The organism is Roseateles oligotrophus (assembly GCF_014204525.1).
GTDB classification, from domain to species: domain Bacteria; phylum Pseudomonadota; class Gammaproteobacteria; order Burkholderiales; family Burkholderiaceae_C; genus Paucibacter_A; species Paucibacter_A oligotrophus_A.
The window spans coordinates 463,165-483,243 of sequence record NZ_JACHLP010000002.1 but is presented as its reverse complement, the minus strand read 5'-3'; the positions used below and the strand labels follow the sequence as shown (position 1 = coordinate 483,243).

At 65.5% G+C, this 20,079-nt stretch carries 19 protein-coding genes; 6 read left to right on the top strand and 13 right to left on the bottom strand.

Going from position 1 to position 20,079, the window contains the following annotated elements:
• Window positions 1–167 precede the first annotated feature (167 nt).
• The 3 genes from HNP55_RS06720 to HNP55_RS06710 all read left to right on the top strand — a co-directional run bounded on the left by HNP55_RS06720 (window position 168) and on the right by HNP55_RS06710 (window position 3,663).
• Window positions 168–2,486: an NADP-dependent malic enzyme gene (locus HNP55_RS06720; RefSeq protein ID WP_184297482.1), complete on the top strand. Its 2,319-nt coding sequence runs from the start codon at window positions 168–170 to the stop codon at window positions 2,484–2,486.
• Between the two features lie 281 nt (window positions 2,487–2,767).
• Complete coding sequence (locus HNP55_RS06715) at window positions 2,768–3,205, top strand: ribonuclease (RefSeq protein WP_246448274.1); 438 nt, start codon at window positions 2,768–2,770, stop codon at window positions 3,203–3,205.
• 62 nt (window positions 3,206–3,267) lie between these two features.
• Complete coding sequence (locus HNP55_RS06710; protein ID WP_124453979.1) at window positions 3,268–3,663, top strand: barstar family protein; 396 nt, start codon at window positions 3,268–3,270, stop codon at window positions 3,661–3,663.
• On the opposite strand, the gene HNP55_RS06705 is transcribed toward HNP55_RS06710, so the two are convergent.
• From HNP55_RS06705 to HNP55_RS06690, 4 genes are read right to left on the bottom strand one after another with little or no spacing between them, the layout of a single operon-like run.
• On the bottom strand, window positions 3,638–3,841 hold the full coding sequence (locus HNP55_RS06705) for a hypothetical protein (RefSeq protein WP_184297480.1): 204 nt from the start codon (window positions 3,839–3,841) through the stop codon (window positions 3,638–3,640). The two genes, HNP55_RS06710 and HNP55_RS06705, sit on opposite strands and share 26 nt — an antisense overlap.
• Before the next feature lie 35 nt (window positions 3,842–3,876).
• Window positions 3,877–4,644 carry a 16S rRNA (adenine(1518)-N(6)/adenine(1519)-N(6))-dimethyltransferase RsmA gene (gene rsmA, locus HNP55_RS06700; protein WP_184297478.1) on the bottom strand — a complete coding sequence of 256 codons (768 nt, stop codon included), beginning with the start codon at window positions 4,642–4,644 and terminating at the stop codon, window positions 3,877–3,879.
• A gap of 4 nt (window positions 4,645–4,648) precedes the next feature.
• Entirely contained in the window at window positions 4,649–5,965 is a 1,317-nt protein-coding gene (locus HNP55_RS06695) for a peptidylprolyl isomerase (RefSeq protein WP_246448230.1), read from the bottom strand.
• Between the two features lies 1 nt (window position 5,966).
• Window positions 5,967–8,363, bottom strand: coding sequence for an LPS-assembly protein LptD (locus HNP55_RS06690; protein WP_184297474.1), 2,397 nt, complete (start codon window positions 8,361–8,363; stop codon window positions 5,967–5,969).
• A gap of 173 nt (window positions 8,364–8,536) precedes the next feature.
• Here HNP55_RS06690 and HNP55_RS06685 point away from each other — a divergent pair, with 173 nt between their 5' ends.
• Window positions 8,537–9,598 carry an aminoglycoside phosphotransferase family protein gene (locus HNP55_RS06685; protein ID WP_184297472.1) on the top strand — a complete coding sequence of 354 codons (1,062 nt, stop codon included), beginning with the start codon at window positions 8,537–8,539 and terminating at the stop codon, window positions 9,596–9,598.
• Between the two features lie 29 nt (window positions 9,599–9,627).
• Here HNP55_RS06685 and HNP55_RS06680 read toward each other — a convergent pair whose 3' ends face one another.
• Together HNP55_RS06680 and HNP55_RS06675 are read right to left on the bottom strand one after the other, a co-directional pair.
• A complete protein-coding gene (locus tag HNP55_RS06680; RefSeq protein WP_184297470.1) occupies window positions 9,628–11,103 on the bottom strand; it encodes a M20 family metallopeptidase in 1,476 nt (491 codons plus the stop codon).
• A 58-nt stretch (window positions 11,104–11,161) separates the two neighbouring features.
• Window positions 11,162–12,046 (bottom strand): alpha/beta hydrolase, encoded by an 885-nt coding sequence (locus HNP55_RS06675; RefSeq protein WP_184297468.1) that lies wholly within the window; start codon window positions 12,044–12,046, stop codon window positions 11,162–11,164.
• Between the two features lie 173 nt (window positions 12,047–12,219).
• On the opposite strand from HNP55_RS06675, the gene HNP55_RS06670 reads away from it, so the two are divergent.
• Together HNP55_RS06670 and HNP55_RS06665 are read left to right on the top strand one after the other, a co-directional pair.
• Complete coding sequence (locus HNP55_RS06670) at window positions 12,220–13,065, top strand: enoyl-CoA hydratase-related protein (RefSeq protein ID WP_184297466.1); 846 nt, start codon at window positions 12,220–12,222, stop codon at window positions 13,063–13,065.
• A 95-nt stretch (window positions 13,066–13,160) separates the two neighbouring features.
• Window positions 13,161–14,051 (top strand): alpha/beta hydrolase, encoded by an 891-nt coding sequence (locus tag HNP55_RS06665; protein WP_184297464.1) that lies wholly within the window; start codon window positions 13,161–13,163, stop codon window positions 14,049–14,051.
• A gap of 51 nt (window positions 14,052–14,102) precedes the next feature.
• Here HNP55_RS06665 and HNP55_RS06660 read toward each other — a convergent pair whose 3' ends face one another.
• The 7 genes from HNP55_RS06660 to sppA form a co-directional block, all read right to left on the bottom strand.
• Window positions 14,103–14,936: a substrate-binding periplasmic protein gene (locus tag HNP55_RS06660; protein ID WP_184297462.1), complete on the bottom strand. Its 834-nt coding sequence runs from the start codon at window positions 14,934–14,936 to the stop codon at window positions 14,103–14,105.
• 190 nt (window positions 14,937–15,126) lie between these two features.
• A complete protein-coding gene (gene metW / locus HNP55_RS06655) occupies window positions 15,127–15,705 on the bottom strand; it encodes a methionine biosynthesis protein MetW (RefSeq protein ID WP_184297460.1) in 579 nt (192 codons plus the stop codon).
• The gene (locus tag HNP55_RS06650) at window positions 15,702–16,838 is read right to left on the bottom strand and encodes a homoserine O-acetyltransferase (protein ID WP_348648671.1); all 1,137 of its coding nucleotides are present in this window, start codon (window positions 16,836–16,838) and stop codon (window positions 15,702–15,704) included. Before HNP55_RS06650 ends, metW begins: the two co-directional genes overlap by 4 nt.
• A 156-nt stretch (window positions 16,839–16,994) precedes the next feature.
• Window positions 16,995–17,300 (bottom strand): GNAT family N-acetyltransferase, encoded by a 306-nt coding sequence (locus tag HNP55_RS06645; protein WP_409993733.1) that lies wholly within the window; start codon window positions 17,298–17,300, stop codon window positions 16,995–16,997.
• Window positions 17,301–17,438: 138 nt separating this feature from the next.
• A complete protein-coding gene (locus tag HNP55_RS06640) occupies window positions 17,439–17,768 on the bottom strand; it encodes a type II toxin-antitoxin system RelE/ParE family toxin (protein ID WP_184297456.1) in 330 nt (109 codons plus the stop codon).
• A complete protein-coding gene (locus tag HNP55_RS06635; RefSeq protein WP_184297863.1) occupies window positions 17,765–18,016 on the bottom strand; it encodes a type II toxin-antitoxin system ParD family antitoxin in 252 nt (83 codons plus the stop codon). The genes HNP55_RS06640 and HNP55_RS06635 overlap by 4 nt, the downstream gene beginning before the upstream one ends.
• A gap of 143 nt (window positions 18,017–18,159) precedes the next feature.
• On the bottom strand, window positions 18,160–20,028 hold the full coding sequence (gene sppA, locus HNP55_RS06630; RefSeq protein ID WP_184297454.1) for a signal peptide peptidase SppA: 1,869 nt from the start codon (window positions 20,026–20,028) through the stop codon (window positions 18,160–18,162).
• Window positions 20,029–20,079 lie beyond the last annotated feature (51 nt).

The following is a 20,079-nucleotide window of genomic DNA, read 5'->3' as shown; positions in this document are numbered from 1 at the left end:
ACGCCCGGCGCGGGAGCGGGGTCGGCTCGCAGTATCCTTTGCCTGGACACAGCGCCCATGCGCAATACCGCGTACACCGCCACCGCATGGCTGGCCGCACACTTGTGCAGCCCTGCCTCCTACAATCGCCCCCCGCTCTGCCTTGCCGAGAGAAACCGGAAACCCTTATGTCCAAGTCCGAAGAAAAGAAAGCCCAGCTGCGTCAAGCCGCCTTGGAGTACCACGAGTTCCCGACCCCGGGCAAGATCGCCATCGCGGCGACCAAGCAGTTGGTCAATCAGCGTGACCTGGCCCTGGCCTATTCGCCGGGCGTGGCCTTCGCCTGCGAGGAGATCGTGGCCGACCCGGCCAATGCCTTCCGCTACACCTCGCGCGGCAATCTGGTCGCAGTCGTCACCAATGGCACGGCCGTGCTGGGCCTCGGCAATATCGGCCCGCTGGCCTCCAAGCCGGTGATGGAGGGCAAGGGCGTGCTGTTCAAGAAGTTCGCCGGCATCGACGTCTTCGACCTGGAAATCGCCGAGAACGACCTGGACAAGCTGGTCGATGTGATCGCCGCGCTGGAGCCCACCTTCGGCGGCATCAACCTCGAAGACATCAAGGCGCCGGACTGCTTCTACGTCGAGCGCAAGCTGCGCGAGCGCATGCAGATCCCCGTCTTCCACGACGACCAGCATGGCACGGCCATCGTTGTCGGTGCCGCCTTCCTGAACGGCCTCAAGGTGCTGGGCAAGGACATCAAGCAGGTCAAGCTGGTCACCTCGGGCGCCGGCGCCGCCGCCCTGGCCTGCCTGGGCCTGCTGGTCAAGCTGGGCCTGCCCAAGGAAAACATCTGGGTCACCGATCTGGCCGGCCTGGTCTACGAAGGCCGGGTCGAGCTGATGGACCCCGACAAGGCCGGCTTCGCGCAAAAGACCGACCAGCGTCGCTTAAGCGAAGCCATCGAGGGCGCGGACGTGTTCCTGGGCCTGTCGGCCGGCGGCGTGCTGAAGGCCGAGATGGTGGCCAAGATGGCGGCCAAGCCCATGATCTTCGCCCTGGCCAACCCGACCCCCGAGATCCTGCCCGAGGAAGTCAAGGCCGTGCGCGAGGACGCCATCATGGCTACCGGCCGCACCGACTACCCCAACCAGGTCAACAACGTCCTGTGCTTCCCCTACATCTTCCGCGGCGCGCTGGACTGCGGCGCCACCACCATCAATGACGAGATGGAAATCGCCGCCGTGCGCGCGATTGCCGAGCTGGCCCAGGCCGAGCAAAGCGAAGTGGTGGCGGCGGCCTATGCCGGTGCCAACCTCAGCTTCGGCCCCGAATACCTGATCCCCAAGCCCTTCGACCCGCGCCTGATGATGAAGATCGCGCCGGCCGTGGCCCTGGCGGCGCAGGCCTCGGGCGTGGCCTCGCGCCCCATCGCCGATATGGACGCCTACCGCGAGAAGCTGCAGAGCTTTGTCTACGCCTCCGGCACCACGATGAAGCCCATCTTCAACGTGGCCAAGCGGGCGGCGAACAAGCGCGTGGCCTATGCCGAGGGCGAGGAGGAGCGGGTGCTGCGCGCCGTCCAGATCGTGGTGGACGAAAACCTGGCCCGACCCACGTTGGTGGGCCGGCCCGCGGTCATCGCCCAGCGCTGCGAGCGCTTCGGCCTGCGCCTGCAGGAGGGCCGTGACTACGATGTGGTCAATGTCGAGAACGATCACCGCTACCGCGACTTCTGGCAGACCTACCACCAGATGACCGAGCGCAAGGGCGTGACGGTGCAGGTGGCCAAGATCGAAATGCGCCGCCGCCTGACCCTGATCGGCGCCATGCTGCTGCACAAGGGCGAGGTCGATGGCATGCTCTGCGGTACCTGGGGCACAACGGCCAACCATCTGCACTACATCGACCAGGTCATCGGCAAGCACCTGGGCGGCAGCCCCAGCACGCCGCAGGACGTGCCGGTCTACGCCTGCATGAACGGCCTGATGCTGCCGGGCCGCCAGATCTTCCTGGTCGACACCCATGTCAACTACGACCCCAGCGCCGAGCAGCTGGCCGAAATCACCGTGATGGCGGCCGAGGAGATGATGCGCTTTGGCATCCAACCCAAGGCCGCCCTGCTCTCGCACTCCAATTTCGGCACCAGCGACCAGCCCAGCGCACTGAAGATGCGCCAGACCCTGGCCCTGCTGCGCGAGCAAGCTCCCTGGCTGGAAGTGGACGGCGAGATGCATGGCGATACCGCCCTGGACCCGGTCAGCCGCGCCGTCACCATGCCGCGCTGCACGCTCAACGGCGAAGCCAATCTGCTGGTCTTGCCCAATATTGATGCCGCCAACATCTCCTACAACCTGCTGAAGACGGCGGCCGGCGGTGGCATCGCCATCGGCCCGGTGCTGCTGGGCGCGGCCAAGCCTGTGCATGTGCTGACCCCCTCGGCCACCGTGCGCCGCATCGTCAATATGACGGCCCTGACCGTCGCCGACGCCAACGCCGCCCGCTGAGGAAACGGCTAGCGCACATTGCCCACGGCCCGCCCGGCCTTGCCGGCATGGCCTGGGCTCTTGTCGGGCATTGCCCTTGCTTACAAATTGTTTTTACACAAGTTTGTGAGGGCTCACAAAAAATAAAATAGATCGTCGATTGTCGATGCCACCGAGTCAATCGGCCTTGTGTGCGCACACTTACATGTCGCCGAAACACGGGGGACGGGACGAGCGCCGCTTGAGGTTTTCAAGCGCTTTCGTTACCATATACCTTTCAGGAACAGGGTAAACCCGTGTCTTTGCTCTCTGGGCCGCTGTCGTGGCCCTTGTCTTTTCCCACTTGGCGTCAGCTGAAGTGCCAGTCCGTTTTAGCCGCGGTTTGCGTGGTGGCAACGACGCTTGGCACGCCGGTGCAGGCCAGGGAGAGCATTGAAAAAGTCGTCACGCTGGAAGCGGTGGCCTTGTCGGCACTGCCTCGCGAGGCCCAAAAGACGCACCGTCTCGTTCTGGCCGGGGGGCCTTTCCCCTACGAGAAAGACGGCGTTGTCTTCGGCAACCGCGAGCGCATCTTGCCGCGCAAGACCAGAGGCTACTACCACGAGTACACCGTCCCCACACCCGGCGCCCGCAATCGCGGAGCAAAGCGTCTGGTTTGCGGCGGGAAAGCCCCGACAAGTCCTGATGTTTGTTATTACTCCGATGACCACTACGCCAGCTTCAGGCAGATTCAGCCCTGAAACCGACGCAGTCCATATTCGAAGATCAAAAAGTTCTGTGACTATATAGGAGGATTGTGACCATGCTTTTGCAGACCGTCCGTCCCAATATCGTGCAGGCCATAAGGGCCTATCGCGTAGAGGACTTGATGCAAGCCGCACAGGATGCCGGCCAGCATTTTCTGTACGCCAACTTGACCGAGGCGCAGTCCAAGCAGGACGTGCTGGAAGGGATTGCCCAGGCATTCCTGTTCCCGGCTCATTTTGGCAAGAATCTGGACGCGCTCCACGACTGCATGACCGATCTGGTTCACAAGTCCGGCGCCCAGCCCGGCTTTGTTGTCGTCCTCGAGCAATTGCCCGACAACTCCAAGTTTGATCGCGAAGCCCGCGAGCAGTTGCTCGACGTGTTCCGGGAAGCGGCCGATTACTGGGCCGACCGCAAAGTTCAGTTCAGGTGCTTCTATTCTTTTCAGTAGCCCGCTCACAAGAAAATGCTTCTTGGGAGCGGGCTGCCGAAGAGACCCCCGCCGTGCCGGCCAAACCGGCTGCAAAGAATTCCAAAGCGGCAGCCAATGCCAATTTCGGAATGAATATGCCGATGATGAGCAGCGCTTTCGACACCGCCATGTGGCTCAGCGCCGCTTGAGTGTTCAAGCCCCATCAAAAAAGGAGCCTATCGGCTCCTTTTTTTATGCCTGAGACAGCGCTTGCGCCAGCGCCACGTATTCGGCCACCGGCACCTCCTCGGCACGGCGCTGCAGATCGAACTGGCCGCTGAAACCCTGGGCCGTCAACCACACACCCAGGCTGTGGCGCAAGAGCTTGCGGCGTTGTGAGAAGGCGGCAGCCACCAACTCACCCAGCAGCTTCACGTCCAACGCGGGCGGCTTGGCATAGGGCTGCATGCGAACGATGGCCGACATCACCCGCGGCGGCGGATCAAAGGCCTCGGGCGGCACATCGAACACCGACTCGATGGCATAGCGCCACTGCAGCATCACCGTCAGGCGGCCGTAGTCCTTGCAGCCGGGCGAGGCGGCCATGCGGTCCACCACCTCTTTTTGCAGCATGAAGTGCTGATCCTCCACCTGGTCCACAAAGCCCAGCAGATGGAAAAGGATGGGCGTGGAGATGTTGTAGGGCAGATTGCCCACCACGCGCAGCTTCTGGCCCTTGGCGGCGGCCAGGGCGGCAAAGTCCACCTTCAGCACATCGCTTTCGATGACCTCCAAGCCCTCGCGCTTGCGCAGCTTGGCGGCCAGGTCCCGGTCCAGCTCCACCACCGAGAAGGCCGGGATGCGGTTCAGCAGCGGGAAGGTCATGGCCCCCAGGCCGGGGCCGATTTCCACCAAGGCCTCGCCGGCCTGTGGATCAATCGCGTCGCAGATGGACTCGATGATGTGGACGTCGGTCAGGAAATGCTGGCCGAAGCGCTTGCGTGCAATATGTTGAGCCACGGAATCAGTCCTGCCACTCGCGCAACTCGACGAAGGCACGGGCACGCAGCTCCTTGAGCCACTCCTGGTAGGCCTCCTCGTACTTGCGTTCGCGCAGGGCACCACGGGCCTGGTCGCGCAGCTGCTTCATCTCGATCTCGGTATTGCGGCGCTCCTGCACCTGGATCAAATGCATGCCAAAACGTGAGGGCACCGGGGCCGAGATGCCGCCCAGGGGCAGGGCATCCATGGCTTGCTCGAACTCGGGCACGAAAGCGCCGGGCGACATCCAGCCCAGATCGCCGCCTTCGGGCGCGCTGCCATCCTCAGAGTTTTCGCGCGCCACCTGCTCAAACGTCGTGCGGCCGGTTTCGATGGCACGCTTGAACTCGGCCAGGCGGCGGGCCGCCACCTCGGCCGTCAGCTGGGCCGAGGGACGCAGCAGCACGTGGCGGGCACGGGTCTGCACCACCGTGGTCAGCGAACCGGTTTTGCGCTCCACCACCTTCAGCACATGGAAGCCGGCGCCGGAGCGCAGCAGCTTGGGCGCCAGCTCACCACTGCCCAAACCCTTGATGGCTTCGACGAACAAATCGGGCAGGCGGTCCACCGGACGCAGGCCGATCTCGCCGCCCTTGTCCTTGTTGGCATCCTCGGAAACTTCGCGGGCGACCTTGGCAAAGTCCTCGCCGCCCTTCACCCGGGCCAGGGCGGCTTCGGCGCGGGCGCGCTTCTCGGCCACCACGGTCTCGTCCGCACCATCGGGCACGCTGACCAGGATTTGTGCCACATTGGCTTGATCGGATTTGCCCAGCACACTGCGGCGCTCGTCCAGATATTTGTCGATATCGCCGTCGGTGATGCGGATGCGGCCCTGCACCTCGCGCTCACGCACCCGCTCGCTCATCAGCTGGTCGCGCATGTTTTCGCGGAAGCTGCGGTAGTCGATGCCTTCCTGCTTGAGGCGCTCTTTCAGCTGCTCCATCGTCAGCTTGTTCTGCGCCGCCACATTGGCCACCACCCGGTCCAGCTCGGGCTCGTCCACCTTGGCGCCGCTCTCGCGGGCATAGGTCACCAGCACCCGGTCCTCGATCAAGGCCTCGATGGCCTGCTTGTGCAGGGCCTGGGCATCGGTGGGTTCGCCCCGCTGCGCGGCCTCGCGCTTGAGCTTCTCGGTGCGCTGGATGACCTCGCTGGCCGCCACCACGTCTTGATTCACCACGGCGGCGATGTAGTCGCCGGGCAGCAAGTCGGCAGCACGGCGCTGGGCATGGGCCGCTTGGCCGGCGAACAGCCCGGCCAAGAGCAGAGAGCCAACAAGGGTCAGGGATCGAACGGACATGTCAGTCATAGGGGGCTTCAAGGCTTGCCGAGCGGTTGGCGCTCAGCGGTCGGTAACCAGGGATATTGTCCCTCAAGACTTTGAGCGCATTGGAGCCCAGCTGGGACAGGCCCACCAGCTCCATTTGCAGCATCAAACGGGTGTTGGCTTCGGCCTGGCCGGTCGACTGGCGCTCGGCACCCACGCGCAGGATCCAGCAGCCGGCGTCGTACTCGACGCCCATCACCGAATCGGTCAGACGGCGGTCGCTGAGGCTGTACTGGATGCGGCCGGCGCTGTACCAGGCGCCCGAGCAGCTATTGCCGTGGCTGCGGCGGGCGGCGGCCTTCCCTTCCTGGCCCCACAAAGGCCATTGCCAGGCGATCTCGATCTGCTCGCTCTGCCCGCGCGCCAGCCGGTAGGCGGTGCTGACGGTGCGAAAAGGGCCGGGCGAGTAACGGGCGCGCAGCACCGTGCGCACCGAACGTCCGGCCTCCGGGTTGAACTGCACCGAGCCATCCGCCCACCACTGCGAATTGATATGGGCCGAGGCCAGCAGCAGCAGGTCCGACAGGCGCTGGCTGACCGGCATGCCGTCCGCGGTGATGCGCTGGTCGCGGAAGAGATAGCGCTGCACCGCACCCAGGCGCAAGACCTCCTCGCCCTGGCCGGCATCGATCCAGCGGCTGGACAGTCCCAGGGTCAGCTGATTCGCGTCATTGACCCGGTCCACGCCGGAGAACTGGTTCTCGGTGTAGATCGAATCGAAATTGAAGTCCTTGGCGGCCGAGTCGAAATTGGGCAGGCTGCTCTGGTCCCGATACGGCGTGTTGACGTAGAGCAGGCGCGGCTCCAGGGTCTGCAAGCTATTGCGGCCGAACAAGGTGGTGTCACGCTCCAGCACCCAGCCATGATCCAGGCTGAAGCTGGGGATGCTGCGGTGCACCGAGCGGCGGCCGTCGAGCATGTTTTGGTCCAGCGAATACTGGGCCGCATTGAGCGCCAGACGCGGGATCAGCCACCAGGCCGCGCCGCCCACCGGCGTGCTCAGATGCGCTTGCAGATGGGCACGCTGGCCGGTGTAAAGCCTGCCCTCGGCCATGGCCTTGCGCTGATTCGGGCTCAGCTGGGTCAGCGACGGCAGATCGAAACGGTTGTACTCCAGCTCGACGGCGCCTTCCAGCCGGGCGCGCCGCACCCAGGGCACAAAACCGTCCAGCACCGCATCGTCGGCCGCCGTGTTCAAGCGCAGGCCCACTTGGGGCGAGCGCTGGTAAGGCGCATCGAAATTGGCCAGGGCCTCGCTGCCCTGCAGCACCTGCCAGCGCTGCACGCGGCCATAGGCATGGGCCTCGCCCCAGGAGGTCTTGCGGTCGCGGCCCAGCTGTACATCGCTGAGCAGCAGGCGCTGGGTCAGGCTTTGCATGCGCTTGGGCAGGTCTTTCCAGTACTCGTCGTCCGAGACCCGCTCGGCCCGCACGCGGTAGCGCCAGTCCAGCGGCAGCTGACCGTCCTGCTGCAGATTGAGCGCCCAGCGGTCGGTCTTGATGACCCGGTCATTGGGCAGCAGGGCCCAGTTGATCTGGCCGCTGTGCTCGGGCTCCAGATAGCGGAATTCACTGTCCAGGCCGGGGCCGCGCCGCGTCATCAAGAAAGGCGTCAACGTGGCATCGCGCTGCGGCGCGATATTCCAGTAATAGGGCACGCCGAACTCCAGCCCGCTGCGGCTGTCGAAATTGATATTGGGCGGCAGCCAGCCCGATTTGCGCTGCCCGCCCAGCGGGAAGCTCAGGGCCGGCGCCCCCAGGATGGGCAGGCCGTAAAAGCGCAGCACCGCGCCCTTGGCCACGCCCTCGTTGGCCTCGAAATCCATGGCCAGCTCGTCGGCCTTGATCTGCCAGGCCGGCTCGGGCGCCGACTCGTCGATCGGGCAGCTGCTGTACGTGCCCTCTTGCGCCCGCAAATGCTTGGCGTCGCTGAAGAACATGTGCTTGGCGCTGCCCCCGCCGCCGGTGAGCGAGAAGAAATAACTGGGATTGAGGAACTCGCCCTCGAAGCGGCCGAGGTAGAGCTTGAGCTCGGGGCCGCGGAACAAGGTGCCGCCCTTGCTGAGCGCCACATCGCCGCTGGCCCGGGCCAGATCATCGACCTGCTCGTATGTGAGGTTTTGCGCGCGCAGCAGCAGCTCGCCGTAGCGCAGCTCCACATCGCCCTCGGCGCGCGAGGCCTGGTCGATCTGGGTGCTCAGCTTGCTGGCACTGAGCACCAGGGCGGGCTTGCCATCCGCCTCGGCCTTGCCCAGGCTTTTGCTGGGGCGCAGGCGCAAGGCCTCGGGCGCCGCCGCCTGCGCCCACACGAGAGCGGGCGTCAGCAAGCCAAGGCCGGCCAGCACAAGGCGCAGGCGGGCCGGGCGGCTCAAAAAGGCGGGAAGAGGGGTAGGGCGTGGGCGCGGCACGGCGTCGGCTAGCGTCTTCTTGTAGCGGTGTTGGCGGGCACCGCGGGCCTGGGAGGCTGCGGTTTGTAAAATCCATTATCCATGAGGCTCCCGCCCCCGCTGCGCACCGGCCCATCATCAATGACAAAAGCACCTGCATGAATCCCATCGCCTGGCCCGACCCGCAACGCCAACAAGACTTCCAGGCCTGGCTCCAGCCCCTGGTCCAGCCCTTCAATCTGCTGCCGGAATCCCTGCACGAGGCGGTGGCCGACGCCAGCACCCGACGCTATCTGCGCATCGCCAACGGCAGCGGCGGCTCCTATATCGTGATGGACGCACCGCCCGCCAGCAACAACGTCCAGCCCTTCATCGAGGTCGCCGAACATATGCGCGGCTGCGGCCTGCACATCCCCAGTATTTTTGCGGCGGATGAGGGCCAGGGCTTTTTGCTGCTCAGCGACCTGGGCAGCCTGCCCTATCTGAAGGCCTTGCTGCAGACCCAGACCCAGGATGACAAGACCGAGGCCAATCGCCTGATGCGCGATGCCACCCAGGCCTTGCTGAAGTGGCAGTCCCGGGGCGAAGCCGAGCGCCTGCCCCTGTTCGACGAGGCCTTTGTGCTGCGTGAACTGCACATCTTCAAGGAATGGTGTGTGGAGCGCGAGTACGGCCGCCAATGGGACGAGACCCAGCTGAAATGGTGGGCCCACAGCTGCAAGCTGCTGGCCGAGAACATCGCCGCCCAGCCCTTTGTGCCCATGCACCGCGACTTCATGGTGCGCAATCTGATGGTCTGCCCTCCGGAAGACGGCAACCCCGGCGTGCTGGACTTCCAGGACGCCGTCAAGGGCCCCATCAGCTACGACTTCGCCTCGCTGCTGCGCGACGCCTTCATTTCCTGGGACGAGGAACAGGAGCTGGACTGGGCCATCCGCTACTGGGAACAGGCGCGCAAGCTGGGCCTGCCCATCAGCGCGGATTTCGGCGAGTTCTGGCAGCAGCTGGAGTGGACGGGCCTGCAGCGCCATCTGAAGATCCTGGGCATCTTCTGCCGCCTCAAGCACCGCGACGGCAAGCCCCACCATTTCCAGGACCTGCCGCGCCTGTTTGCCTACGCCATCAAGGTCACGACCCGCTATGTGCAGCTCTCGCCGCTGACGCGGTTGCTGCAAGAGCTGCAGGGCAGCATGGTGGAGACCTCGTTCACGCTGCGCTGACTATCTTTGAGCGGCCCGGCGTTTCCTTGTCAGGGATGCGCAGCCATGATCTGCGCCACCGCCGCCGTCAGGCGCTTGCCGTAGGGTACATGCAGGAACTCGTTAGGACCGTGGGCATTGCTCTTGGGGCCCAAGACGCCGCAGACCACCATCTGCGCGGCCGGGAAGCCTTTTTGCAGCATGCTCATCAGGGGGATGGTGCCGCCCTGGCCGATATAGCCCACCGGCGCGCCGAAATGCGCCAGGCTGGCCTCGTTCAGCGCCGTGCTGAGCCAGGGGGACAGATCGGGTGTGTTCCAGCCCGTGGCGCCGTAGGCACCGGCGCGGCCGTCCGGCACAAAAGTCACCTTGGCGTTATACGGCGCGTTGTCCTCCAGCAAGGCCTTCAGGCGCAGCGCGGCCTCGTTGCCGTCGATCAGCGGGGGCAGGCGCAGCGAAAGCTTGAAGGCGGTGTGCGGGCGCAGCACATTGCCGGCGCTCTTCATCTCGGGGAAACCATCCACCCCGGTCACCGACAGGGTCGGGCGCCAGGTGCGGTTCAGCAGCACCTCCACCGGCTGGTCGGTCATCGGCAGCACCGGGCCGCCATCGGCACCGCAGGCCCAGGGCAGGCGCTTGTAGACCTCGTCCTTGAGGATGGCGGCCGTGGCCTTGGCCTGCTCGATACGGTTGGCGGGGATGTCGCAGTGGAAGCTCTCGGGCAGCAGACGGCCGGTCTTGGAGTCCTCCAGCCGGTCCAGCACCTGGCGCAGGATGCGGAAGCTCGAAGGCACAACGCCCGAGGCATCGCCGGAGTGGATGCCCTCGGTCAGCACCTCCACCTTCAAGACGCCGCTGACCATGCCACGCAGGCTGGTCGTCAGCCACAGCTGCTCGTAATCACCGGCACCGGAGTCCAGGCAGACGACCAGGGAGACCTGGCCCAGGCGCTCTTTCAGTGCGTCGATATAGGCGGGCAGGTCGTAGGAGCCGCTTTCCTCGCAAGTCTCGATCAGGCCCACACAGCGCGGGCGCGGGATGCCTTGCTGGTCCAGGGCCATGATGGCCGTCAGCGAGGCGTAGACGGCATAGCCGTCGTCGGCGCCACCGCGGCCGTAGAGCTTGCCATCCTCGTACTTGGGCGTCCAGGGACCGAGGTCGTTACGCCAGCCGCTGAACTCGGGCTGCTTGTCCAGATGGCCGTAGAGCAGCACCGTGTCCTGGCTGTCCACCTTGGTGCCCGGCACCTCGAAGAAGATCACCGGCGTGCGGCCGGCCAGGCGGATGACCTCCAGCTTCAGGCCCGGCAACTTCTTGCTCTCGACCCAGGTGGCGGCATCGCGCACGACCTTGTCGATAAAGCCCTGGGCGGCCCAGTCGGCATCGAACATCGGGCTCTTGGCCGGGATGGCGATGTACTGGGTCAGGGCCGGCACGATCTCCTCGTCCCACACGCGGGAGGCGAATTCGCCCAGGGCGGTGGCTTGGTCGGCGGGCAGGGGCAAAGAAGGATCGCGAGCGTTCATGATGGGGTCCCGGCTTGTGGCGAGTGAATGGCCCGAGGGTTCGGGTCGCGCCCTGATTTTAGAACCTCTGCGCCAGCCAGCTCCGCAGCTCGGCGAAGACCTGCGCCTGCTCAGGCTCGTTGAAGATCTCGTGGAACAGAGGCTCGAAACAGTGGGCGCGCAGCAGCTGGGCCGGCGCGGCGGCGGCGAATTCGGCGCTGCCGCTCGGGGCCACGCAGCGGTCGCTGCCGGCCCACAGCAGCAAGGTGGGCACCATCCAGTCCTGGGCCTGGCGGCGCACCAGCTCGCCGCCCTCCACAATCATCTTGGCCAGGGCGGGGGTGATGCGGTCATGCACCAGCGGGTCGGCGATATAGGCCTGCACCACCGCCTTGTCGCGCGAGATCCAGTCCGTCTTGAGCCCATTGCCCACCGCCAGATGCGGGGCCAGGGCCACACCCAGGGCGAGCTGCAGGCGCTGAAAAGCCGACATGCCGGGGTCCAGGGCCGGGCTGCTCAGGACCAAGGCATGGACCGGGCGGAACCAGGCCGGCAAAGCGCCTGCACCGCCGCCCTCGCCGCCCTCGCGCTGCGCGGCCAGGCCACCGGCCACAAAGCGCGCGGCCACCAAGCCCCCCATGCTGTGGCCCAGCAACACCTGCGGCCCCTGGCCCAGCAGCGGGTCGGCGCGAACCTCGTCGATCACCAGGGCCAGGTCCTGCAGCAGGCGCTCGGCCGTCGGCACATCGCCGCGCTTGCCGCCCGAGGCGCCATGGCCGCGCTGGTCATAGCCCACCACATGCCAGCCCCAGCTGTTCAGCTGGGCCGCCACATGCTCGTAACGACCGATATGTTCGCCCAGGCCATGGACGATCAAGACCGTGCCGCGCGCGGGCGCTAGGCCCGGCTGGCTCCATTGCCGCCAATGCAGGGGCAGACCATCATCGCTTTTCAAGGTACGCATGGCCCCAGTGTAGACAGCCACCTGCCCGGCCCACCCCAGGGCTTGCCCGCGCATCGAAGCTCTGGGCAGCCCGGTCTAATCCACCGGCGATGTCACACGGCGGACAGCAGCGATGCGCTAGAAGACTAGGCTTGCGCACAGCAAAAACTTGGCATTCACAGGGAGGCCCGACCATGAACGATTTCTTCACCCTCAGCGCATGCGAAGACGAGGACGCAACGGGCATTGCCCATCTGCAGCTCAATCGCCCCGAACGCATGAACACCATGGCCCCGGCCTTCTTCCCGGCCCTGCGCGATGCGGTGCGCGAGCTGGATGCCGCGGGCCGCACCCGCGTGCTGCTGATCTCATCCACCGGCAAGCATTTCAGCGCCGGCATGGCGCTGGAGACCTTTGCCTCGCAGTCCGCCTTGCTGGACACCCGCTCTGCCCGCGCCCGCCTGGCTTTCCAAACCACATTGCGCCAGCTGATGGACTGCTTCAGCGCCCTGGACGAGGCTCGCTTCCCGGTGCTGTGTGCCGTGCAAGGCGGCTGCATCGGCGGCGCCCTGGACCTGGCGGCCGCCTGCGATATGCGCTTCGCCACGGCCGACGCCTTTTTCAGCGTGCAAGAGATCCAGATCGGCATGACGGCCGATCTGGGCGTGCTGCAGCGCCTGCAACAGCTGATGCCCGCCGGCCTGGCCCGCGAGATGGCTTATACCGGCGAGCGCCTGGGCGCCGAGCGGGCCCTCAGCGCCGGCCTGGTCAACGCCGTGCTGCCCGACCAGGCCGCCCTGCTGGAGCACGCCATGACCATCGCCCGCCAGATCGCCGGCAAATCGCCCCTGGCGATAGCCGGCAGCAAGCTGGCCATGAACCACGCCCGCGACCACGGCGTCGCCGCCTCGCTGCAACAGATGACGCTGCTGCAAAGCGCCATCTTCGATGTGGAAGAAATGGGCCGCGCCATCATGGCCTGGAAGCTCAAGAAGCCGGGCGAGTTCGCGCCCTTGAACGCGGCGGAGAAATCAGCATGAACTGGTCGCCCTTGCAACGCCCCCTGCCCATGGTCTGGGGTCGGCAGCCAGCTTAAACTGCCGGCCATTTCTTCCTCAAGCCTCCGCCACCCGCCATGAAACGCCTCACCTCGCGCGGCCTGCGCGCCACCGCGCTCAGCAGCTTGCTCGCCCTCGGCCTGAGCGCCTGCACCCATATCGATGTGCAAGACGGCGATATGTTCCGCCGTGGCCAAGCGGCCCCGCAGGACGACTGGTTCGGCCAGGCACAAGCCCAGGCCCAAGGCTCGGCCGCCCAGCTGGAGCGCTTCAGCATCAAGGCGGCCGACGGCACGCTGCTGAACGGTGTCTTCGTCCGCAAGCCCGGGGCACAAGCCACCCTGGTCTACTTCCAGGGCGCCGGCAACACGATTCCCAAAACCATCAAGGGCTTGCTCCATACCAGCGCAGCCCTGCCCGCCCATCTGCTGCTATGGGACTACCGTGGCACCGGCCTCAGCGAAGGCCAGGGCGGCACCCCGCAGCTGCGCGGCGATGCCAGCGCCATCGTGGCCGAGGCGCGCCGCCTGGGTGGCGAGGCCCTGCCCCTGGTGTACTGGGGCTATTCCCTGGGCAGCTTGGTGAGCGGCCATCTGAGCCAGGAGCTGCCGCCCCAGGCGCTGATTCTGGAGGGCAGCCTGACCAATGCCCAGGATTGGGCCGACCAGCGCGTGCCCTGGTATGCCACGCCCTTTGTCACCGTCACCCTGGCCGACAGCGTGCGCGCCTTTGACAATCGCAAGGCCTTGCAAGACCTGCAGCGCCCGACCCTGCTGCTGGCCGGAGAAAAAGACGAGACCACGCCCCCGCGCTTCAGCCAGGACATCCTCCAACATATGCAGCACAGGCAATGCGCCACCCTGGTTCGGGTCCCCGGTGTCGGCCACGGCGGCATCGCCAGCACCCCCCTGGCGCAAGCCGCCATGATCGAGGCCATCAAGAACGCGAGCTTGCGCAAGGCTTGCTGAGCATCAAGGGACGCGAGCGCTCAACAAGGCCAGCAGGGTTTTGTTGAGCGCTCAGTTGGCGATGATCTGCACGTCCTGCCGCAACACCTCGGCCGGGTAGTAGCGCTGCAGGCTGCGCATCAGGCTGCCGTCGCGGGCGGCACGGCCCAGGCCCTCGCGCAGCAATTGCAGATCGTTGGCCGTCAGGGTTTGACGCGAGAGATAGGCGCCGACTTCGGAACGCGGCAGTCCACGCAAGGCGGTGAAACGGAACTCGCGGGTGAAGGCGAGCGCCCCTTCCTTGGCCGCAGCCGCCACCGCACCCGGCTCTTGCAGCGCCGAGTACAGCAAGGTGGGAGGCAGGATGGTGAAGTCCACCCGGCCACTGCGCAGCATCTGGCTCACGGTGCGCAAATCGGCGACGAAATCGATGCGTTTCTCGGCCACCAGCTGGCGCATCAAGGCCTCGTATTCGTCGCCCCAGGTGTAGCTGCGCACCATGGCGCCACGCAAGGCGGTCTTGGCCTGCAGCAGCCCCGCCACATCGTTCACGGCCAGCGGTCTTGAGGCCAGGGTGATCAAGCTGGGCGTCAGTCTCAGCATGGGCACGAACAAGGCCTTGAGATCGCGCTCCGCCGTGCGCGAGGCGGGCACGAAAATATCCGCCTCCTTGGCCTCAAAAAACATCAGCGCCACGCGGGCCCGCGGCACCACGGGAAAGGTGAATTCACAGCCCAGCGCCTGGCCCAGCTGGCGCAGCAGATCGGGGTAGACCCCTTCCACCCGGTCGTCCAGCTCAGGGCGCAGCAGCACATTGAATCCGGTCGGCGCGACGGGGACCTGAATCGGCTGGCTGCAGCCCGCCAGGGCCGCCAACGGTGCGGCCAGGCCCAGCGCCATGGCCATGCAGAATTTCCTTGCGGGCCCAGCCCTTCGCCAACTCATCCCAGCATCCATCCCCCAGGCGATTCGGGCGAGGGGCCCCTGAACGACGTCGAAGAACGCCACGCTGGAGCGTAGCAGCACGGCGGCATCCTGCCCCCGCATTTGATCAAGGAGATCGCCGCCCTGTCGCGGACAGGCACCTCAGTTCGATTCAACCACGGTCAAACTTGAACACCGCCATGCTGGAGAGCAGATTGGGCAGGCTGCGCACGGCCTGGCCGTTCTGGATGCCGAAGCTGTCCAGCACGCGCAGGCGGTTCTTGCGCGCCAGCACCTCGAAGTCGGCGTAGGTACCGACGCGGATATTGGGCGTGTCATACCACTCGTAAGGCAGCACCCGGGTCACCGGCATGCGGCCCAACATCACCTGCAGGCGGTTGGGCCAGTGGGCAAAGTTGGGGAAGCTGACGATGCCGATGCGGCCCACCCGCGCCGTCTCGCGCAGCATCAGCTCGGTATTGCGCAGATGCTGCAAGGTCTCCAGCTGCAGCACCACATCAAAGCTCTGGTCCTCGAAGATGGACAGACCATCCTCCAGATTGAGCTGGATCACATTGACGCCGCGCTGGGCGCAGGCCAGCAGATTGGCGTCGTCCAGCTCCACGCCGTAGCCGGTGCAGCCGCGCTGTTTCTGCAGATGATCCAGCAGGGCGCCGGTGCCGCAGCCCAGGTCCAGCACCCGCGAGCCCGGGGGCACCAGGGCGGCGATCTGTTCCATCACCGTGCTCATGCTTGCTCTCCTGCAATGCGTTGGAAATAGGCTCGCAACAAGCCGTGGTAGCGCGGGTCTTCGAGCAGAAAGGCATCGTGGCCATGCGGCGCGTCGATCTCCGCGTAGGACACATCGCGCTTGTTGTCCAGCAAGGCCTTGACGATCTCGCGCGAGCGCGCCGGCGAGAAGCGCCAGTCCGTCGTGAAGCTGGCCAGCAGGTATTTGCAGCGGGCGCTGGCAAAGGTGCGGCTCAGATCGCCGCCGTGCTCGCGCGCCGGGTCGAAATAGTCCAGCGCGCGGGTGATCAGCAGATAGGTGTTGGCGTCGAAGTAATCGCTGAACTTGTCGCCCTGGTAGCGCAGATAGCTCTCGATCTGGAACTCGATGTCCTGGGTGCTATAGCCCAGCTCGGCGGCGCGCATCTGGCGGCCGAACTTGCTCTCCATCACATCGTCGCTGAGGTAGGTGATGTGGCCAATCATGCGCGCCACCCGCAGGCCGCGCTTGGGCACGACGCCATGGGCGTAGAAATGGCCGCCGTGGAAATCGGGGTCGGTGATGATGGCGCGGCGCGCCACCTCGTTGAAGGCGATGTTCTGCGCCGACAGGGCCGGCGCCGTCGCGATGGCGATGCAGTGGCGCATGCGCTCGGGGTAGCGCAGCGACCAGTCCAGCGCCTGCATGCCGCCCAAGGATCCACCCAGCACGGCCGCCAATTGCTGGATGCCTAACTCGTCCAGCACACGGGCCTGGGCATCGACCCAGTCCTGCACCGTGACGACGGGAAAATCGGCGCCGTAGATCTGGCCGGTCGCCGGGTTGGTGTGCATGGGCCCGGTGGAGCCGAAGCAGGAGCCCAGATTGTTGATGCCGATGACGAAGAACTTGTCGGTATCCAGGGGCTTGCCCGGACCGATCAGATTGTTCCACCAGCCCTCGCTATTTTCCTGGCCCGCATAGCTGCCGGCCAGGTGGTGGCTGGCATTGAGCGCATGGCAGACCAGCACGGCATTGGAACACTCGGCATTGAGCTGGCCATAGGTCTCGTAGACCAGCTGATAACTTGCCAGCTGTGCGCCGCTGCGCAGCGGCAGGGGCGTGTTGAAGTGCATGGTTTGCGGGCTGACCTGCCCGATGTCTGCGACTGCCACTTTGATGCATGCTCCCAAAAACAAAAACCGGCTCCGCCAAAGCGGACGCCGGTTCCCGGAGCGCCCCTCTTTAGCTGTATTTCTAAAGCGCCCGCAATTCGGAACAAATCGGCGCTGTGGGGAGTATAGCGTTCGAGATCAAGCCGCTTATGCAGCTTACTTGACAAGCAGCGAGTAGATCGCCAGAGCGTCTCGATGCTCCGCCCCCACCCGCTCCAAGAATGCCCGGCCGCAGACGTTGTCCGCGTAGACCAGCAGATGGCATTTTTGAATGCCCACGGCGCGCAGGCGCCGCAAGCCTTCATGCACCAGCGAAGTACCGATGCCTTTACGCTGACTCTCGGACGCCACCGCCAGATGATGAATGAGGCCACGCCGGCCATCGTGCCCGACGAGGATGGTGCCAAGCACCGCGCCCTCGCTCAATGCAACAAGACTGAGGCAGGGTTTCGCGCAAGGAATTGCTCGATGGCCTGGCGCTCATCCGCCCCGCTCAGCCCGACCCCGGGCGTTCGCTCCCACAGCTCGCGTGCGGCGGCGTAATGCAAGGGCTCAAACGGGGCGATCGATTTGTTCACGTCAAAATCCGCCAAGTCGACCTCACTCGCTCTCGGATTCTTGCAAGGAACTGGGGATATCGCGGCGGGTGTGCAACACGCGCCAGATGTCGATGGATGCGGGTCGCTCAAGGTAAAAAACCCGAAATGGGTAGCGAGTCAGCAGCCAGCTGCGCAAGCCTGGAATATCGAGTTCCTGAGCGTAGCGAGGCGATCCAGCAGCGGGACTGTTGGCGATATGGGCGTAAGCGGCTTCCAATGCGTCAACAAACCCAAGCGCAGCTTGAGGAGCATGCTCAGCCAGATAGTAGGCGATAGCTTGATCGACATCCTGCCGGGCCAGGGCGCGTGGAACAAGCGGCTTGGCCTTCACGCTTTTTTGCGCTTGCCAGCAGGCTGGAGAACACGCTTGCGCAAGACCTCAAAGTACCCAGCGTCAACCGCCGGGGTCGGTTCGGATTCGGCGCCCGCCAGCAGCAAGCTACGCAATTGCTGCTTGTCCTGGTCCCGACGAATCAACTCGCGCACATACTCGCTGCTGGTGCCATAGCCGCGCTGACTGACTTGCGAGTCGACAAAAGTCTTGAGACTGTCGGGCAAGGAGATGTTCATGGTGCTCATGCCGCGAGCATAAATTGCTTGGCAAAATTTGGCAAACCTGCTGAATTCAAGCTTTTCACGGGCTCGCATCCCGCTGCCCAAACATGATCCGATGCCGATCCGGCGTGCGCAGCAAAAACTCCCGCATGCGCCGGGGCTGCCCCTCAAGGTGCCATGCATAGGCAATGCACCACCGCGCCGAAGGGCTTCTTGCCCTCGCTCAGCTCGGCCGCAAAGGCCAACTCGCCTTGCAGTTGCTGCGCCGCCTTAGGCAGGCTGAAGCCCAGCTCGGCGCGCAGCGCATTGCCAATCGAGGTGGCGATCGCGGGCGCCAGGACTTCGTCCAGGCTGGCCAGCAGGCGCTCGAAGCGGCCCAGCTCGCGCTCGATGTAGTTCAGGCGCGGCTGGCCTTCCAGCTTGGCCAGCTTGGCGGCCGACTGGACGGCGTCGTCAAAGCTGCCAAGGCGGTCGATCAGACCGCGCTCCTTGGCCTGGGCGCCGGTCCAGACGCGGCCCTGGGCGACGGCGTCGATCTCGGCCACGCTCTTCTTGCGCGCGGCCGCGGCCTTGCTCGTGAACTCCTCGTAGATATGGTTGATGCCTTGCTGCACGGTGGCCTGCATGCGCGGGTCCAGCGGCCGGCGCGGGTCGAAGCCGCCGGCCAGCCAGGTGCTGGTGTAGCCACCGGTGTGGATGGAGAGCTTGTCCAGCAGCTTGTCGGCCGTGGGCAGCATGCCGAAGACGCCGATCGAGCCGGTGACGGTGGCCGGATCGGCAATCACCTCGTCGGACGACATGGCGATCCAGTAGCCGCCCGAGGCCGCCACATCGCCCATGGAGATCACCACCGGCTTGCCGGCCTTCTTGGTCAGCTCCAGCTCACGCCGCACGATCTCGGAGGCAAAAGCGCTGCCGCCGGGCGAGTTGACGCGCAGCACCACGGCCTTGACGCTCTCGTCCTCGCGCGCCTGGCGGATCTGGCGGGCGGTGGAGTCGCCACCGATGCGGCCGGCCGCGGCGTCGCCGTCGACGATCTCGCCCTCGGCCACCACCACGCCCACCGCGGGGCCATGGCTGGCCTCAGGCTTCAGATAGGCCTGGTACTCGTCAAAAGAGATGCGGCGATAGCTATTGCCCTTATCGTCCTTGGCGCCGCGGGCCATCAGCAAGTCGCGCATCTCATCGCGGGTCTTGATGCCGTCCACCAGCTTGCTCTGGAAGGCCAGCTTGGCGGTGTTGCCCTTGACGGCCGCCAAGGCCTCGGGCAGCTTTTCTATGCCTTGCGCGATGCTGCCCTTGGGCAGCTTGCGGGCGGCCTCCACCGAGGCGGTGTAGCGGGCCCACAGATCACCGTAGAGATAGCTCTCGGCCTCCAGCGCGGCCGGCGATGGCGCGTTGGCGAAATAGGGCTCGGCCGCGTTCTTGAAGGCACCGACGCGCAGCACATTGGCGCTCACGCCCAGGCGGTCCAGTGCGTCCTTGTAATAAGTGCGGTAGCGGCCAAAGCCCTCGATCAACACCATGCCCATGGGGTGCAGATAGATCTCGTTGGCGCGCGCGGCCAGGAAGTAGCCCCGTTGGTTATAGCTGTCGCCATAGGCCAGCACGGGCTTGCCGCTGGCCTTGAAGCGATCCAGCGCGGCCGCCACCTCGTTCAGGCCGGCCAGGCCGGCGCCGCCGAACGCGTCCAGGTCCAGCAGCACGCTGCCGATCTTGGGGTCCTTGGCGGCGGCGTCCAGGGTCGCCAGCACATCGCGCAAGCGGGTCTGTTTCTGCTTTGTGCCTTGCAGCTGGGCCACGGCGGTGTCGCGCGGCGAGCCGGAGAACTGCTCCACCAGCGGGCCATGCAGATTCAGCACCAGGGTGGTCTTGTCCTGCAAGGGCTTGGGGCCATGGTTGAGCAGGCCGCCGACCAGGGCGATCAGAACGACCAGGATCAGCAGATTGAAGAGCACGCGCCGGGTCGCGTCCAAGGCGCCCCAGAACTTTTTCAGCACCCACCAAAGACCCGAGAAAACGCTTTTGACGCCCATGCTCACTCCGCTGATATTTGTGGCGCAGATTGTGCAGGAACTGGGCCTGCC

Bases quoted from the DNA above. Each gene is read 5' to 3' on its own strand.
- HNP55_RS06685 (WP_184297472.1), top strand. From the start codon at position 8,537: ATGAATCCCATCGCCTGGCCCGACCCGCAACGCCAACAAGACTTCCAG.
- HNP55_RS06695 (WP_246448230.1), bottom strand. From the start codon at position 5,965: ATGTCCGTTCGATCCCTGACCCTTGTTGGCTCTCTGCTCTTGGCCGGG.
- HNP55_RS06675 (WP_184297468.1), bottom strand. From the start codon at position 12,046: ATGCGTACCTTGAAAAGCGATGATGGTCTGCCCCTGCATTGGCGGCAA.
- HNP55_RS06710 (WP_124453979.1), top strand. From the start codon at position 3,268: ATGCTTTTGCAGACCGTCCGTCCCAATATCGTGCAGGCCATAAGGGCC.
- HNP55_RS06680 (WP_184297470.1), bottom strand. From the start codon at position 11,103: ATGAACGCTCGCGATCCTTCTTTGCCCCTGCCCGCCGACCAAGCCACC.
- HNP55_RS06670 (WP_184297466.1), top strand. From the start codon at position 12,220: ATGAACGATTTCTTCACCCTCAGCGCATGCGAAGACGAGGACGCAACG.
- HNP55_RS06660 (WP_184297462.1), bottom strand. From the start codon at position 14,936: ATGGCCATGGCGCTGGGCCTGGCCGCACCGTTGGCGGCCCTGGCGGGC.
- HNP55_RS06635 (WP_184297863.1), bottom strand. From the start codon at position 18,016: ATGAGCACCATGAACATCTCCTTGCCCGACAGTCTCAAGACTTTTGTC.
- HNP55_RS06720 (WP_184297482.1), top strand. From the start codon at position 168: ATGTCCAAGTCCGAAGAAAAGAAAGCCCAGCTGCGTCAAGCCGCCTTG.
- metW (WP_184297460.1), bottom strand. From the start codon at position 15,705: ATGAGCACGGTGATGGAACAGATCGCCGCCCTGGTGCCCCCGGGCTCG.
- HNP55_RS06665 (WP_184297464.1), top strand. From the start codon at position 13,161: ATGAAACGCCTCACCTCGCGCGGCCTGCGCGCCACCGCGCTCAGCAGC.
- sppA (WP_184297454.1), bottom strand. From the start codon at position 20,028: ATGGGCGTCAAAAGCGTTTTCTCGGGTCTTTGGTGGGTGCTGAAAAAG.